Below are 17533 nucleotides of genomic sequence, written 5' to 3' on the forward strand. Positions count from 1 at the left end.
ATTAAAAATGGATCGCCTTCCCGTCAACAGCAAGGGCTGCCTCGCCAATCGCCTCTGATAAGGTCGGATGCGGGTGTATCGTCTGCCCCACTTCCCACGGGGTTGCATCAAGTACTTTGGCCAATCCGGCTTCAGATATCATATCTGTTACATGAGGACCAATCATATGAATTCCTAAAATATCATCTGTCTTTTGATCGGCAATGATTTTGACGAATCCATCAGACTCCCCGTACACAAGCGCTTTTCCAATCGCCATAAATGGAAATTTCCCTATTTTGACTTCAAAGCCCTGCTCTTTTGCCGCCTGTTCAGTGAGTCCAACACTAGCGGTTTCTGGGTGAGAGTAAACACATTTAGATACGAGCGTTTCATCGAGCGGCTTTGGATCTTTCCCAGCCATATGTTCTACAGCAATCATACCTTCGTGAGAAGCGACATGTGCCAGCTGAAGCCCGCCAATGACATCTCCTATTGCGTAAATATGCGATTCTTTCGTTTGATAATGTTCATTCACGACAATGCCTTGTTTTTCGGTTTGGATGTCCGTGTTTTCAAGACCTATGCCTTCGATATTAGGTACTCTGCCGACTGAAAGAAGGAGTTTTTCCGCTTCAAACGTCTGAATGTCTCCATCCTTTTCCGCTTGAATTGTCACGAGATTTTCCTGCTTTTCTACGCTATCTGGCAGTACCTTCGCATTAGTCACAAAAGTGATGCCTTTTTTAGATAATAGCTTTTCCATTTCTTTAGAAATGTCATGATCCTCTGTTGGCAAAATGCGGTCTGCAAACTCAAGCACAGTGACGTTCACACCAAAATCATTGAGCATGGAAGCCCACTCGATTCCGATCACTCCGCCTCCGACAATCAGCATTGACTGCGGAAGCTCTGGCAGTTCAAGTGCATCATCTGAAGTGAGGATGTGTGTTCCATCTGCTTCAAGCCCTGGCAGCACACGCGGTCTTGATCCTGTCGCGATGATAACTTGCTTTGGAATGAGCATTTCATTTTCCTCTCCATTTGCCATTTCTACGGAGATCGTTCCTGGCATTGGCGAAAAGATAGATGGACCAAGAATACGGCCGATCCCTTCATATACATCAATTTTTCCTTGTTTCATTAAATGTTTGACGCCGCCTGCTAGTTTTTCGACAATCTCTGTTTTTCTTTTTTGCACATTGGCAAATTGCAAGGCAATGCCGTCTGCCTCAACACCAAAATCAGCTGCGCGTTTGACGGTTTGATAAACTTCTGCACTTCTGAGCAGCGCTTTAGACGGGATGCAGCCTTTATGAAGACATGTTCCGCCGAGCTTTTCTTTTTCTACAACTGCTGTTTTCAATCCAAGCTGTGAGGCACGGATGGCCGCTACATAGCCGCCTGTGCCTCCACCAAGAATGACGAGGTCATATTCAGTTGCCATGACTTGTCACTCCTTTCTTTTCCTGTTGATCATTTGGGTATTCTTTCGGTGATTCTTCTTCTTTTAAAATACGAAGCGCACCTTCTGCTAACGATTGAAGCTCATTTTCACCTGGATAGACGACAACATCTGAAATCCAGTCAATATAGCCGCGAATACTTGACGTAATTTGTTTGCTGTACGCAAGTCCGCCTGTTAATACAATGACGTCAACTGCTCCTTTTAAGACAGCGCTAGCCGCACCAATTTCCTTGGCAATCTGATAGCACATCGCTTCATAAATGAGCGCCGCCCGCTCATCACCCGCTTCAATCATGCGTTCCACTTTCACAGCGTCTGTCGTGCCAAGATAGCCCGCAAGCCCGCCTTCACCAATAATGCGTTTGAGCATTTCCTCTTGGGTATACTCACCCGAAAAACAAAGATTCACAAGATCACCTGTCGGCAGGGTTCCCGCGCGCTCAGGGCTGAAAGGACCTTCGCCATGCAGACCGTTATTGACATCGATGACTTTTCCTTTTTCATGAACACCAATAGTGATACCGCCGCCCATATGAGTAATAATCATGTTCAAATCTTCGTAACTTTTTCCAAAAGAAGCCGCTGTTTTTCTTGCGACTGCTTTTTGATTTAATGCATGAAAGATGCTTTTTCTTTCAATCGTTGGCAGCCCTGAAATACGAGCAATTGGTTTTAGTTCATCCACTACAACTGGGTCGACAATAAAAGCTGGGATATTCAGGCCAAGTGCAATTTCTCTCGCGATGATTCCGCCGAGATTGGATGCGTGCTGGCCGGCATATCCTTCTTTTAGGTCTTCCACCATTTGCTCATTGACTTCATATGTGCCTCCTTCAATCGGACGAAGGAGACCGCCCCGCGCGCAAACTGCATCAAACTTTGAGATATTCATCCCCTGTTCATGCAGTGTTTTCAAAATGGTTTCTTTACGGAATGAAAATTGATCAATGATATGAGGAAACTGCTTTAATTCCTCATCTGTATGTCTTAGTGTCGTTTCAAAAATAGAACGTTCATTATGAAACACACCAATTTTTGTTGAAGTAGAGCCAGGATTAATCGTGAGAATACGCCATTCTTTTGTCAGCAAAAACAAAACCTCCGTTTCAACTCATTCTTCAAATTAGCGACGGCTTAAAATATGTTGACCATTTTGCAAGAATTGACTTCTTGATTTGCGCATTCTTTCAATTCTCTCTTCAGCCAATCGGTCTGCCGCTTTATAAGTAGGAATGGCATCACGGTTTGAAATTTCAATCACACGTTCAATATTTTGATAAATGCCTTCGACTTTTTTCATCGCACGATCTGCATTATAGCCATAAAGCTCATCAGCAACGTTAATCACACCGCCTGCATTGATCACATAATCAGGAGCATATACAATCCCCATTTCATGGATAAGGTCACCGTGATGCGTTTCTCTTAGCTGGTTATTTGCTGCACCGGCAATCACCTTTGCTTTTAACTTAGGAATGGTCACATCGTTAATGGTTGCACCAAGTGCGCACGGTGCATAAATATCACATGCTTGATCGTAAATATCGTCAGGGTCGACTGCTTTTGCGCCGAAGTCTTCAACAGCCCGCTTGACAGAGTCTTTGTTGATATCTGTGACAATGAGCTGCGCGCCTTCTTCATGCAGATGTTTACACAGGTTGTAAGCGACATTTCCAACACCTTGGACGGCAATTGTTTTTCCTTCTAATGAATCGGTCCCAAATGCTGCTTTGGCAGCGGCTTTCATCCCTTTGTATACACCGTAAGCAGTGACTGGAGACGGATTTCCGGATGAACCAAATGCAGGAGAAATCCCTGTGACAAAATCTGTTTCTTCATGAATGAGATCCATGTCTTCTACCGTTGTACCGACATCTTCTGCCGTAATATAGCGGCCATTCAGCCCTTGAATGTAACGTCCAAATGCACGGAACATTTCTTCATTTTTGTCTTTTCTCGGATCGCCGATGATGACCGTTTTTCCGCCGCCAAGATTAAGTCCTGCTGCCGCGTTTTTATAAGTCATTCCTCTTGCTAGACGCAGTGCATCCTCAATGGCTGCTTCTTCGTTTTCATACGTCCACATTCTCGTTCCGCCTAGTGCCGGCCCAAGTGTTGTATCATGAATCGCAATAATCGCTTTTAAGCCAGACTGCTCATCCTGACAAAATACAAGCTGTTCATAATCGTATCGTTCCATATATTTAAAAAGTTCCATTGTGTTATTCCTCCTATTACTTCCGCTTAATTTGATGTACAGATGGCAAGCGCAATTGAATAAAGCTTACTTTCGGCTGAATCAGACCGGCTTGTTAAAGCAATCGGCGCCTTCGCTCCTGCCACCACAGCTCCCACCTTTGCATGTGCAAAGTAGATGAGAGATTTATAAAGAATGTTCCCTGCTTCAATTGTTGGCACAAGCAAAATATCTGCATGGCCGGCTACATCACTCGTAATATTTTTATGAGAAGCTGCCGTTTGAGAAATGGCATTGTCTAAAGCAAGAGGCCCATCAATCAGGCAGCCAGAAATTTGCCCCCGCCGATTCATTTGCGCAAGACTTGCCGCAGTCAAAGTTGAATCCATTGCCGGATTCACGACCTCCACCGCAGAGAGCACTGCAACCTTTGGCATGTCGTTTCCGACAGCTTGTGCTACTTGAACAGAGTTGATCGTAATCTCCTTCAGCATATTTAAATCGGGCGCGATGTTCATCGCAGAATCCGTGACATAAATAAAGCGGTCAAAGCCCGGTACTTCAAATGCCGCGACATGTGATAGGACACTTGCCGTCCTGAGCCCATATTCTTTATTCAATACCGCTTTTAAAAGAACGGCTGTCGGGACATGCCCCTTCATCAAAATATCTGCATGCTTCTCGCTCACTGCCTGAACGGCAATTTTGGCAGATTCTTCGGGAGAATCAGAATGAATAATATCTATCCAGTCCTCATTGATTTCATGCTGCTTCACTAGCTCCTTCAGGTTGCGTTTGTTCCCAACCAGGAGAAAGCGAGCGACCTTTCGCTTAATTGCCATCTTGATGGCATGAAGCACTTCTTCATCTTCTGCATGAGCCACAGCCGCCGTTTTATTCTGCAACTGGGCGGCTTTCATAATCAGATCGTCAAGCTTCATATATGCCCACCTTTCCTTGTGCTCGGTTCATGTTTTATATGCAAGTTCCGTGCCAGTTTGAAATGCAGTGAATATGAGGCAATTCGCATGACATTCGTGCAATCTTTTGCAGGTTACATGCATTTTATTGCATGCTATCTTTTGCAAGTTGATATTTGTCCATTTTATAGTAAAGGTTCCGAATGCTGATCCCTAACGTTTTCGCTGTTTTCGTGCGATTAAATTGATGCTTTTCAAGGGTTTGTTTAATCAGCTGCGCTTCAAATGCCTCAACAGCATCCGAAAGCGTCTCTCCCTCAAATTGACTGACAGTCAGTTCCTGTTGCTCTTTTTCTTCCTGATCTTCTGACTCCATGAAAGAAATATGCCCTTCATCAATCCATTCTTCTTGCGGGTTCAAAAAGATCATGGCTCGTCCAAGTACATTTTCAAGCTCTCTTACGTTTCCTGGCCACTTATATGATCGCAGTCTATTAAGTGCCTGTTCCGTTAACCCGCTCACGTTCCGTCCATAGTCTAAATTGATCTTTTGGATGAGACGTTTACTTAACGAGTCAATATCCTCAAGGCGCTGCCTTAGCGGCGGGATGGAGATCGGGTATCTGTTCATTCGATAATATAAATCTTCTCTGAACTTTCCTTCCGCCATCGCTTTTTCAATATTGACATTTGTCGCCGTGATCACACGAACATCGACCGGTATAGCCTTTGTTCCGCCTACTCTTACTATTTCTTTCTCCTGCATCACACGAAGCAGCTTCGCCTGTGTACTTGGCGTCATTTCGCCAATTTCATCTAAAAAAATGCTGCCTTGATTCGCCTCTTCAAACAGCCCTTTTTTCCCGCCCCGCCTTGCACCAGAAAACGCTCCTTCTTCATAGCCAAAAAGCTCTGACTCTAAAAGGGTCTCAGATAAGGCCGCACAGTTGACCCGTACAAAGCGATTATATTTCCGGTCACTTTCATTGTGAATGGCGTGCGCAAACAGCTCTTTTCCAGTACCTGATTCTCCCCGGAGTAAAATCGTGGCTGGTGTTTTTGCGCCAAGCTTTGCCTGCTCTAGCGCCACAAGCATTTGCTCACTTTCTCCAATGATGTCTTCAAAAGTGTACTTTGCTTCAAGTGTCCGGATGAGCTGCCTTGCTTTATTTAATTCATTCGTGAGTGATTGAATTTCTGAAACGTCATGAATGACCCCGACACTGCCTTTTAAAATGCCATCAACGATGACTGGCGCTACGTTGACAATCACATCTTTTTTATTCGGTCCGACTTTCATTCTGACGCCTCGAACGGGTCTCCTTGTTTCAAGTACCTTCAAATGCATGCTTTCTCCTTCAGAAATATCTGCACCTGCTGGTTTCCCCACAACTTCTTTATCTGTTAATCCAGTCATTTTCGTATAAGCCCGGTTGATTAAGATCCCTTTTCCCTGCTCATCAACAACTGATATGGCTTCATCCGACGATTGAATGATCGCCTCCAGCATCGTTCGTACTTCTTTAAGATTGGTCACTTCCTCCGCAAGCTCAACGGCATCTGTAATATCTTTAAAGATGGATAAAGCGCCTAGCATTCTCCCCGCGTCATCAATAATTGGCAAACGCGTTGTCACAATTTGTATTTGCTGATTCAGAAATTGTTTTTGATTAAATTCTGGCTCTCTCGATCTTAAAATGTCGGGAAGCTTTGTATTTGGGATCACTTCTCGTATATGACGGCCAATCGCATCTTTTTGCGAACATCCAACCATTTTGGCCGCTGATCGATTAAACAGGACGACTTCTTCATCCATGTTTATAAAAATCATCCCGTCGTTCGTTGCATTAAAAATGCGGTCATGCTTATAGGTTTGTTCCTTTAATATTTGGATCAGCTGCTGTTTTTCTGACATTAATTCTGATATAACGTAAGCCATTGAACTTGGAACAATGACTGCGTGCTCTGGCTTTTTTTCAATCAGTTCTTTCAGCACTGCTGAACTGCCTGTTGTTTCAATGATGATATCAATGTCATCTTTTATGTATTCTTTCCAATCCGTTGTCGTATCAATTCCATTCTTTTTCGCTTCTACCATCCCCGGTGCCTCAAGATCAAGGTCGGCGATCGCAATGATTTGAATCGTATTTGTTTTCAGCAATGTTTCAAGCAATGCTGATCCACCTTGTCCTGCACCGACAATCAAGACTCTCTGCATCCCGTTACCCCTTTATATGAAAAAATTTGCACACCATATTTTTCCGTTGCAAAAAATTGCACAACTCTTATATTACCACGTTTTCCTTTCTTGACAAAATATTTTTTGAATTAGACAATGGAAGTAAATGACGTTTAAGGGGACATTTGATGGGGAGAATACTTGCACTAGTGATTATTTTAATACCTGGCGCGCTTGCAGCACTTGGGATTAAGCTGCTGCGCGACACTGTTTTCGGCATCATCATTGCACCATTTCCATATTTATGGCTGCAAGGAATTGCAGGGTTGTTATTTTTAGGGGGAGGTCTTTATGTAGTGGCTGGCTTTATTTTATATAGAGACCGTAAACGAAATAAAGTGACTGCTCGCTTTAAGCAGAGATAAAACGTGAAAAAAGACCCGCTGATTTAGAGCAGGTCTTTATTTCATTTCTTCTCTTATTTTCACGGCTCGGTCAGGAAAATCAGTAAAAATGCCATCGACACCTAAGGAAAACATGTTTTTCATTTGCTTTTCACTATTTACTGTAAACGGCCTGATCACTTGCTGAGATGCATGGAGAGCTGCCACAACCTCTTTGGTCACGCCGGCACCCTTGATATTTGGATGGTAGCCCCTTGCTGGTACTGTTTTTATATACATCTCCGGCTGATGAATCACATCCATTGTGAGAACCGCAAGTTCAACATGTGGCATCAGTTTGTGAAAAAGAGCTAAACTGCCGTGATGAAACGATGAAACAAGTACACGGTCTTCTATTTGAAAATGCTCGATTTGTTTTTTTACTTTCTCTTCGATACCCGGATATCGATAAATGGAGTTTTTTAGTTCAATATTGATGATCAATGATGATTGCTGCGTCACTAGCTCTAATACTTCCTCCAAAAGAGGAATGGATACAGCACCGGTTTCTTCGTAGAAAGAATGACTCGCATCTCCCGCTTTTAATTCTTCATATGTATGGTCTTTCACTAAACCTTTCATGTTCGTTGTTCTGTTCAGTTTCTCATCGTGAATGACAGCAAGTCTGCCGTCTTTCGTCAGCTGAACATCCAGCTCAATTCCGTCAGCTCCCGAATGGAGTGCATGCTCGAAGGCTATCATAGTGTTTTCAGGATAAATGCCTTTAAAGCCTCTGTGTGCAAAAATTTTCGTCATAGGTCACCTCTAAATATGATGCTTCCTTACATTATGACGTGTCTTTTTTCGTTTTTCCAGTTTTGAGCGCATAAAAAAAAACCTCTTCTGATTCATACGAAGAGGTTGACAGATAAATTCGATCACGTAATCGCTCTGATGGCTTGCTCTGTCGTCTCTGCGTCAAGAGCAAAAAGGGAAGAAACAACTGCGACTGCTGTAACAACGGTTACACCTAACAACAACTTTTTCATAAGATAACCTCCACTTTCTTTTGAAGTATTTGTGCATCGAATTTCTTTTCAAGAAAACGAATGGCATTTTGATAATCATTTCGTTCCTTGAAGTATTTCGATATTTGTTCAGACAAATCCTCAAGCTCCACATATAATCTATTTTTTTCTATGTAGTCTAATTTTTCTGAGAATACGTCTGCTGCCCCACTATTCTCGCACATCAAATCTAAAATTTCAAATTTTACTATATATTCATTATTTTGGATATCGCAACTATACAAAATACCCTCTTTAATATATTCCCTCGCCTCTTGATCTCCTAAATGAACCAAGGCATTGGCCAGAACATATAAAGATTGGATGTAATAATGGCTATTGTCACGGTGAATTTGAATGCCCATTCCTTTTTTGGCATAATGTGCGCTTTTTTCATAATCATGCTTTGCATAATAAAGAACCGCTAAATTGTGATAGCATTTCCCAATCAGCACTTCATTGTTAATGCGCTTACTTTTCTCAAGTGCTTCTTTATACTTTTTTTCTGCTTCATCGAATTGGAACAAATCAATGCAATTACTTGCATGTAAAATTAAGCTGTCAATCGCCTGCGCTGTGTACTCTTCATGCGCTTTGAATGTATCGATGGCTTTTTTAATATGATTAATGGATATGAAATTTTGTTTCAGTTCGTAATAGATTGAAGCAACCTTATGGTGAAAAGTTCCTACTTCCAGGTCTTCATTCACACGTTTTAGCCGCTGTTCTGCAATTTTGTAAAAGCTAATGGCTTCATCATACTTTTTCACATATGCAGCATATTGGCCTTTGTAAAAGTAAAAATAAAAATTAATAATGTCATCTGCCTTCTCATCGAGCGTTCCGACACTTTTCATAATTTGATTGGCTTTTTCGATATTTCCAAGTAACATTTCATGTCTGCCGTCAACAAGCTGATAATAAAGGAGAACTTCACGGTCTTCATCTGTATTTTTTAGCAAATTCTGAATTTTCTCTTTATAGACAGCAGATTTTTCTAAGTCATTCTGAGAAATGACCCTCGTCCACTTGCTAATTTCGTTCGCAACCTCAGCAGAGTGGATTTTCAGCTTTCCCATAACCTCACCCTCTTCTTTTCATTATTATAGCATAGTAAAAGAATGTGAAAATTATTAAATTCGACAATGGGAATATTCAGTTCAAATGGCACAATCTCTAAGAAGCCAGTGACTTTAAAACGCCAACCAATCAGGTCAATAGAAATAGAACTTTCGATCTCGTTTGCTTTAATTACCAAATCCATGAGACCTTTTCCTCTCATCCTTTTTCTTACGAATGAGCGTTTTCTTCTTCTATTTTGAAGAATTCATGATCGATTGGCGCAGCTGATTACCACTACTTTATGTCTTTTTTATTTTTTTCATGCTTTATTTTTCATTTTATTCTGAAAATAAAGCAGCCCGTTTGTCCAATTTAAACATTAAGATGATTTTATCAACCTAACCAATTTTTGACAACATGTTTCAAAATAAAAAAACGTCTCAATGAAGAAACGTTTTTTCATGAAAAAGATACTAGCTTGCTCTATGCTCTAAACGCAGACGATCAGCTACCATGGCAATAAATTCTGAATTGGTTGGTTTCGCTTTTGACATGCTGACAGTATAACCAAAGAGTGAGGAAATGGAATCAATGTTTCCTCTGCTCCATGCGACTTCAATGGCATGACGAATCGCTCGTTCTACCCTGCTGGCAGTCGTGTTAAATTTCTTTGCAATGTCTGGGTACAACACTTTAGTGATGCTTCCGAGAAGCTCAATGTCATTGTACACCATAGAAATTGCTTCTCTTAAGTATAAATAGCCTTTAATATGAGCGGGCACGCCAATCTCATGAATAATGGTCGTAATGCTCGCATCTAAGTTTTTACGTTTCGGTTCAGGTTTGTTACGAAGAACACTGTTTTGGATTGATGAAGAGCGATGGGTAACTTGTGTGCCGTTTCCACTGACTTGACGAATATGACCTACTAGGTTTTCCATATCAAATGGCTTTAAAATGAAATAGGATGCGCCCAAATCAACTGCTTTTTTCGTGACATCTTCTTGTCCAAATGCCGTTAGCATAATCACACTTGGCTGTTTTGTCATTTCATTGTTTTCACGGAGGCGTTCTAGTACAGCAAGACCGTCTAAATGAGGCATAATAATGTCTAAGAGGAGAACGTCGGGCTCTTTATCTTTAAATAATGTCAGGCATTCCTGACCATTATACGCCACGCCAAGTACTTCCATATCTTCCTGTCCCTCAATATACTCTGTCAAAAGGCCAACAAGCTCTCGATTGTCATCAGCTACACACACTTTAATTTTCTCCACGTTCTTTCCTCCCCAATGTCGATTCCTTTAGTCTTTTGCATTTCTCTTCTGAGTGTTCAATTCGACAAAACCATGCTATCCCCTTTAAAAAACTTTAATTTTCCGAATAATAGAGCATTATCTAGCTTTTTCTACGTTTTTCTTAACGAATCGACGATTATTGCAATTTGACAACATGCTTTTTTCCATTTTGTCGAAAAATCTCTTTTTCCTTATTTTATAACATGATGGAAGAGAAAGAAAGGGTAGAAAAAAACTGCCGGAAGATTCGCGGCAGTTTTTATGATCAGCTTGCTTTTTTGTTTTTTTGATAAAGGTCGATTCCTGCTTCTGACAGCATCCATTCAATGTGTACGCCGTACCCGCTAGTCGGATCATTGACGAATACGTGTGTGACAGCTCCAATGACTTTGCCATTTTGGATGATGGGGCTTCCGCTCATTCCTTGGACGATTCCGCCCGTTTTGCTTAAGAGCCGCTCATCTGTTACCTTCAATACCATTCCTTTAGTTGCTGGGAATTTCTGCGGTGTTGTGCTGACGATTTTAATATCAAACTTCTCCACTTTATCATGATCCACAACGGTTAAAATTTCTGCTGGGCCTTCTTTTACTTCATTTGATAAAGCGACTGGAAGTGGTTTATCTGCTACATGATTTTCAAGCTTTTCGGTTAACGTACCAAAGATTCCAAAAGGGCTGTTGCGGGAGATATCTCCTATTGTTTTTCTTTCGGAAGAGAATCTCGCCAATTTTTCTCCAGGATTGCCTCCTGTGCCTTTTTCAATCGATGTCACGGTTGATCTAACAATTTCACCATTGTCGACAACAATTGGTTTTTTTGTATCCATGTCAGAAATCACATGCCCAAGGGCACCATATTTTTTAGATGAAGGTTCAAAAAAGGTCATCGTGCCGATTCCTGCTGCAGAATCACGAATGTAAAGACCAATTCGATAGATGCCTTCACTTGCATCTTTTGCGGGTGTTAATGTTGTTTGAAAGGTTTTATGATCTCTCTTTATGAGCAAACGAAGCGTTTCACCCGTTTTCCCTGCTTTCTGAATAAATGGGGTGAGGTCATTCATTTTCTCCATTTTTTGACCATTGATTTCAATGATCATATCCCCTGATTGAATGCCTGCGGCTTCACCTGGTGATTTTTTGCCGTCTGCTGTTGTGATTTGATGAAAACCTACAACGAGAACTCCTACAGAGTGGAGCTTGACGCCAATGGATTGACCTCCAGGAATGACTTTTAATTCAGGGAGAACGTCAACTTTTGTTTTCTTAATAGGAAATCCTTTAAAATCATAAACAATTTCGGCTTTTCCCGCCTTTTGTCCTGTAATATCCAGCTGATTCTTTTTCTCTGAAAGGCTAAAGGCTGGTGAAGAAGCATTGGCTGACGCTTCAATCGATGTGTCAATTGAGTGCTTCTGTTTTTCAAATACAGCAACATTTGTTGGAATGCTGATGTATTCCTTCACTATGCTCATAAACCCTGTACTTATTAAAGAAACAAGGAGAATCACACCAATGGCTTTTCTCATCTTTTCGGGCATTCATTTTTCACTCTCCTCGCTCCTTACCCACACCAGAACACTCATGTTTTGGCTACATCTTTACTTTTGCCTTCTTCGAGAGGATTTATAACCGGCAGCTTTAGAAAATGATTGGATAAATTGATAAAAGAAAAAGACGATTTTATGGGTATATACGCCGGCTTTTACACAACATAAAAAAAGGCAGCTGATGATTCAGCTACCCTGTTGTTTTGACATCATTTGCTTGGTGCAATAGTTCTTTTGCATGCTGTTTTGTCAGCTCAGTCACTTCCACACCGGCAATCATCCGACCAATTTCACTCACTTTTTCTTCATGACTTAATGGTTTGACACTCGTCAGTGTTCTGCCCGCTTTCGAGCGTTTCGAAATGAAGAGATGTGTGTCAGCCATTGCGGCTACTTGAGGCAGGTGTGTAATGCAGAGCACTTGTGATCCAGACGCAACTTTGTAAATTTTCTCAGCAATGGCTTGTGCCACTCTGCCGCTGACGCCTGTATCAACTTCATCGAAAATAATGGATGTGACGTCTTGTTTAGCTGAGAAAATACTCTTCACAGCGAGCATGACACGTGAAATTTCTCCACCTGAGGCTACTTTCGATAAAGATTTCATCGGTTCGCCTGTATTTGTAGAAATGACAAATTGTGCTTGGTCGATTCCATTTTTCCCGAGCTGCACAGGTTTTCCGTCTAATAGCGGACAATCGGTGCTGCCAAATGGCGCATATCGAACAGAAAAAGCTGTGTCAAATGATGACTTCTCCATATACAAATCCTTGAGCTCTGTTTGAATTTGCTTCGCTAGCTTTTTGGCCCATTTTTTACGCAGCTCCGAAACGTTAAGTGCTTCGAGCAGGGCATCACGGCTCATCGCATCTAATTTATTTTTGAGCGTCTGCAGATGGCTGTCTCGATTTTGGATTTGATCTATTTCTTCTTCAATCTTCGCCGCATACTCCAAAATTTCCTCAACGGTTGTGCCGTATTTTCGTTTTAGCTGCTTCATTTCATTCAGCCTGGATTCAATAAAATCAAGACGAGCCGGATCGAATTCTAATTGATCCAGCATGCTCCGCATTTGGAAGGTTGAATCCTCTAATAAGTAGTAGGAGTTCGACACTTGTTCAGATAGCTTTTTCAAATCATCGTTGATCTCAGACACCTGCTCAAGCTCGCTTGAAGACATACCAACCCAATCTAGTCCTCCTTGCTCATTACGCAAGGCGTTATATGCGTTTTGGAGTGAGGAATAGATTTTTTCGTAGTTGCTGATTTGATGACGTTCTTCCTGAAGCTTCTCATCTTCTCCCGGCTCTAATTGTGCCGCCTCAATCTCCTCTAGCTGAAATTGCAGTAAATCTAAGCGGTGCACCATTTCCTGCTCATTCTCAGACAGCTGCCTTAGCTTTTGGGCCGTCTTCATATATTGATCATATGCTTCTTGATACTGCAAGAGAGCCGGTGCAATGTCTTCTGCACCAAATTGATCGAGCAAATGCAGATGATTTTCATCTTCCATGAGCAGCTGGTTATCGTGCTGTCCATGTATATCAAGCAAAAGCCGTCCTACTTCCCGTAAAAGTGAGATGGTGACAAGCTTTCCATTAATCCGGCAAATGCTTTTCCCGCTGTTATTAATATCACGGCGGAGGATCATCATTTCATCTGATGCGTCAATTCCCTGCTCTTCGCATAGAGCAAATACAGGGTGATCGGCTGGTACAAGAAAAAGCCCTTCCAGCTCTGCCTTTTTTTCACCGTAGCGGACAAATTCAGAGGATCCTCTTCCTCCCACGAGAAGTGAGACAGCGTCAATCATGATGGATTTTCCGGCACCTGTTTCCCCCGTTAGAACCGTGAGTCCTTTTTCAAATGAAACCGTTAACTCTTCAATGATTGCAAAGTTTTTAATGGTTAGTTCTGCTAACACTCATTTGACACCTCTTTTTGTAAACCTGATTCTTTATAGAAGCTCTAAAATTTTGCTCGAAACTGTCTCTGTATCATCTGGGGTGCGGCAAATGATTAAAATCGTATCATCCCCGCAAATCGTTCCCATAATTTCTTCCCAATCTAAATTATCCATTAAAGCACCAATCGCCTGAGCATTACCCGGCATTGTTTTCAGAACAATTAAATGACTGGCAGCATCCATTTTAATAAATGCATCCATTAGGGATCGCTTCAGCTTTGACAGCGGGTTAAACCGCTGATCTGCAGGAAGACTGTATTTATATGTTCCATTGTTCGTCGGAACTTTCACTAAATGCAACTCTTTAATATCCCTAGAAACGGTCGCTTGTGTGATGTTATATCCATCGGCTTTCAAAATATCGACCAATTCATCTTGTGTTTCAATTTCTTGGCTTGCAATGATTTCTCTTATTTTAATATGCCTTTGACCTTTATTCATATTTGACCCCCCTAGGCGTTTCATTCTCAGTTTGTCTTTACGTTCTATGTTATATGATGCACACTTCAAAAAACAAGCATTACGTGAGATACGACCAATTCTTGTCTTTTGACCATGTAAAAAGGAATAATAGCGAGCTATTATTCCTTTTGTTTCAATGATTTCATGTGTCAGCCGGCTCAGGGCTGTTTTTCTTTTCTTTCAATACGGAATGGGCTTCCTTGACGACCTTCTCAAGTTCTGAAGCAGGAAGTGCCGCATTTTCTTCTTGATCAGGATGAAGCACTAAATGAAGCAGAAATTCAATATTTCCATCTCCACCAGTGATAGGCGAAAATGATACATCCTTTACATCATAGCCTTCTTTTGCAGCAAATTGATTCATCTCTTCTAGTACACCAAGGTGGACAGACGGCTCACGCACGATGCCTTTTTTCCCAACAAGCTCTCTGCCTGCTTCAAATTGAGGCTTGACGAGCGCAATACAGTCACCACCCGGAACAAGAATATGCTTTAAAGCCGGCAGAATGAGTTTGAGTGAGATAAAAGATACATCAATCGATGCCACTTCTGGCAATCCTTCAGTAAAATCAGCTGGAACGGAATGGCGGAAATTGGTGCGCTCCATGACGATGACCCTGTCATCCTGCCTTAATTTCCACGCAAGCTGATTGTAGCCAACGTCTACAGCATATGATTTGACTGCTCCATTTTGAAGAGCACAATCTGTAAATCCGCCTGTTGATGAGCCAATATCAATCAGCAATTTCCCTTCAACTGTCAGATCAAATTCTTTAAGCGCTTTTTCAAGCTTTAACCCGCCGCGGCTTACGTATTTGAGAGGGTTCCCCTTCACTGTAAGCGGCGTATCACGAGCAATTTTCTCGCCTGGTTTATCCAAACGGGTTTCATTTGAGTAAACGATCCCTGCCATGATGGCACGCTTTGCTTTCTCTCTTGTTTCCATTAGTCCTTGTTCGACTAATAAAACGTCAAGTCGTTCTTTCTTTGATGTCATGATCCAATTCCTTTTCTTGGTGCTGCTGGAAGCAGGTCACGTAAAGTCTCAGCAACCTGTGCTTTCGTCAGTCCAATTTCTTCAAGCAGGGCATCAACACTTCCATGCTCAATAAATTGATCTGGGATACCCATACGTTCTACTTTGATATGTGATGCTTTCTTGTCGTGTAAATATTCTAATACGCTGCTGCCAAACCCGCCTTGAAGCACAGCTTCTTCAATCGTTAAAATCGGAATCCCTTCAGAAAGAATGTCATGTAGCATCGCTTCATCAAGCGGCTTAATAAACCGAGCGTTGACGACACGAATTGATTTCCCTTCTTTTTGAAGTTCCTCAGCTGCTTGCAGCGCCATTTTAATCGTCGTTCCGAATGTTAAGATGACGGCATCCTTCCCTGGACGAAGAACCTCCCAGGACCCAATCGGAATGGTTTTCAGCTGTTCATCCATTTTCACGCCAAGACCATTTCCGCGCGGGAAACGCATGGCAATAGGACCGTCATCATACTGAATGGCTGTATTGACCATGTGCTGGCCTTCATTTTCATCCTTCGGCATCATGAGCACCATATTCGGCATATGACGCATGAAGGCAATATCAAACACACCTTGATGCGTTTCTCCATCTGCACCGACAAGACCCGCACGATCAATTCCGATAAAAACATTGAGGTTTTGGCGGCAAATATCATGCAGCACTTGATCATAAGCTCTTTGCAGGAATGTTGAATAGATTGCTAAAAATGGCTTCATATCCTGCGTCGCAAGCCCAGCTGCCATTGTTGCTGCATGCTGCTCAGCAATTCCTACATCAAACATTCGCTCTGGAAATTCCTTTGCAAAGCCTTCAAGTTTTGAGCCAACAGGCATCGCAGGCGTGATGGCCACAATTCGCTCATCTTTCCGCGCAAGCTTTCTGATTGTTTCACTGACAAGACCACTCCATGACGGTGCAGCAGCTGCTGGTTTTACAAAATCACCTGTATCAATTTTGTATGGACCTGTGCCGTGCCAAGTCCCGATTTTATCGGATTCTGCCGGCTGATAGCCTTTTCCTTTTTTCGTGATGACATGCAGCAGGACAGGACCTTTTGTTTTCTTTGCATATTCAAGGTTTTCAAAAAGATCTTCATAAGAGTGTCCATCAACAGGACCTAAGTAAGTGAATCCCATTTCCTCAAAGAACATGCCAGACACTAGTAAATACTTGAGGCTGTCTTTAATACGTTCTGCTGTGGCAGCAAGCTTTCCGCCTACAGCTGGGATCCGCTTAAATAAATACTCGAGCTCGTCCTTTACCCATTGGTACTTGCCTGCTGTGCGCAGTCTGCCAAGCATGGTGTGAATTGCACCGACGTTTGGTGCAATACTCATTTCATTATCGTTTAAGATAACGATCATGTCTTTCTTTTCATCACCGATATGATTCAGAGCTTCAAGCGCCATACCTCCGGTTAATGCACCGTCTCCGATAATCGGCAGGATATATTCATCTGTCCCTTTAATATCCCGCGCCGCCGCCATACCCATCGCGCCAGATAATGACGTTGAGCTGTGGCCTGTTTCCCAAACATCATGCTCACTTTCATTTCGTTTAGGAAAACCGCAAAGTCCTTTATATTGACGAAGTGTATCAAACTCCGCCCCTCTTCCAGTTAACAGCTTGTGAACATAAGACTGATGTCCAACATCCCAAAGGAATTTGTCTTTCGGGCTGTCAAATACTTTATGAAGGGCAACCGTGAGTTCAACGACACCCAGGTTTGGACCGATATGCCCGCCAGAGTTAGCCAAGGACTCAATTAAAAACATGCGAATGTCAGCACTAAGCTCCTCTAATTCTGCATTTGACATTCCTTTTAGAAACGTTGGATTTTTTATTGATAAAAGATCCAATCAGGATCAACTCGCTTTCAACAAAATTTCTATCTACATATATAATGCCTTATTCCTATGAAAACCAAGCGGGAATAAGAGTTGTCTCATCATGATAAACTGTTT

Annotated in this window: 14 protein-coding genes; 1 reads left to right on the forward strand and 13 read right to left on the reverse strand. The window is 42.1% G+C overall.

Annotated elements, in window-relative coordinates; genetic code table 11:
- Window position 1: 1 nt before the first annotated feature.
- The 5 genes from lpdA to MHI08_RS11060 all read right to left on the reverse strand — a co-directional run bounded on the left by lpdA (window position 2) and on the right by MHI08_RS11060 (window position 6782).
- Window positions 2-1426, reverse strand: coding sequence for a dihydrolipoyl dehydrogenase (gene lpdA, locus MHI08_RS11040; RefSeq protein WP_087975823.1), 1425 nt, complete (start codon window positions 1424-1426; stop codon window positions 2-4).
- Window positions 1416-2543 (reverse strand): butyrate kinase, encoded by a 1128-nt coding sequence (buk, locus tag MHI08_RS11045; RefSeq protein ID WP_087975822.1) that lies wholly within the window; start codon window positions 2541-2543, stop codon window positions 1416-1418. The genes lpdA and buk overlap by 11 nt, the downstream gene beginning before the upstream one ends.
- A 27-nt stretch (window positions 2544-2570) precedes the next feature.
- Complete coding sequence (gene bcd / locus MHI08_RS11050) at window positions 2571-3665, reverse strand: branched-chain amino acid dehydrogenase (protein ID WP_003215658.1); 1095 nt, start codon at window positions 3663-3665, stop codon at window positions 2571-2573.
- 26 nt (window positions 3666-3691) lie between these two features.
- On the reverse strand, window positions 3692-4585 hold the full coding sequence (gene yqiS / locus MHI08_RS11055) for a phosphate butyryltransferase (protein WP_041106819.1): 894 nt from the start codon (window positions 4583-4585) through the stop codon (window positions 3692-3694).
- Between the two features lie 124 nt (window positions 4586-4709).
- A complete protein-coding gene (locus MHI08_RS11060) occupies window positions 4710-6782 on the reverse strand; it encodes a sigma-54-dependent Fis family transcriptional regulator (RefSeq protein WP_076840983.1) in 2073 nt (690 codons plus the stop codon).
- Window positions 6783-6931: 149 nt separating this feature from the next.
- Between MHI08_RS11060 and MHI08_RS11065 the strand changes: the two genes are divergently transcribed.
- Window positions 6932-7168 (forward strand): DUF2627 domain-containing protein, encoded by a 237-nt coding sequence (locus MHI08_RS11065; protein WP_024422931.1) that lies wholly within the window; start codon window positions 6932-6934, stop codon window positions 7166-7168.
- Window positions 7169-7204: 36 nt separating this feature from the next.
- Here the strand turns inward: MHI08_RS11065 and MHI08_RS11070 are convergent, their stop codons facing one another.
- From MHI08_RS11070 to dxs, 8 genes are all read right to left on the reverse strand, one after another.
- Window positions 7205-7942, reverse strand: coding sequence for a glycerophosphodiester phosphodiesterase (locus MHI08_RS11070; protein WP_024422932.1), 738 nt, complete (start codon window positions 7940-7942; stop codon window positions 7205-7207).
- 229 nt (window positions 7943-8171) lie between these two features.
- Window positions 8172-9272, reverse strand: coding sequence for a Rap family tetratricopeptide repeat protein (locus MHI08_RS11075; protein WP_024422933.1), 1101 nt, complete (start codon window positions 9270-9272; stop codon window positions 8172-8174).
- A gap of 456 nt (window positions 9273-9728) precedes the next feature.
- Window positions 9729-10532 carry a sporulation transcription factor Spo0A gene (spo0A, locus tag MHI08_RS11080; RefSeq protein ID WP_024422935.1) on the reverse strand — a complete coding sequence of 268 codons (804 nt, stop codon included), beginning with the start codon at window positions 10530-10532 and terminating at the stop codon, window positions 9729-9731.
- 286 nt (window positions 10533-10818) lie between these two features.
- Entirely contained in the window at window positions 10819-12096 is a 1278-nt protein-coding gene (gene spoIVB, locus MHI08_RS11085; protein WP_025092993.1) for a SpoIVB peptidase, read from the reverse strand.
- A 199-nt stretch (window positions 12097-12295) separates the two neighbouring features.
- The gene (gene recN / locus MHI08_RS11090) at window positions 12296-14029 is read right to left on the reverse strand and encodes a DNA repair protein RecN (protein WP_025092992.1); all 1734 of its coding nucleotides are present in this window, start codon (window positions 14027-14029) and stop codon (window positions 12296-12298) included.
- 33 nt (window positions 14030-14062) lie between these two features.
- The gene (argR, locus tag MHI08_RS11095; RefSeq protein WP_024422938.1) at window positions 14063-14512 is read right to left on the reverse strand and encodes a transcriptional regulator ArgR; all 450 of its coding nucleotides are present in this window, start codon (window positions 14510-14512) and stop codon (window positions 14063-14065) included.
- 163 nt (window positions 14513-14675) lie between these two features.
- Window positions 14676-15530 (reverse strand): TlyA family RNA methyltransferase, encoded by an 855-nt coding sequence (locus MHI08_RS11100; RefSeq protein ID WP_025092991.1) that lies wholly within the window; start codon window positions 15528-15530, stop codon window positions 14676-14678.
- Entirely contained in the window at window positions 15527-17428 is a 1902-nt protein-coding gene (dxs, locus tag MHI08_RS11105; protein ID WP_285708888.1) for a 1-deoxy-D-xylulose-5-phosphate synthase, read from the reverse strand. Before dxs ends, MHI08_RS11100 begins: the two co-directional genes overlap by 4 nt.
- Window positions 17429-17533 lie beyond the last annotated feature (105 nt).

The organism is Bacillus sp. FSL M7-0791 (assembly GCF_038627085.1).
Lineage (GTDB): Bacteria > Bacillota > Bacilli > Bacillales > Bacillaceae > Bacillus > Bacillus safensis.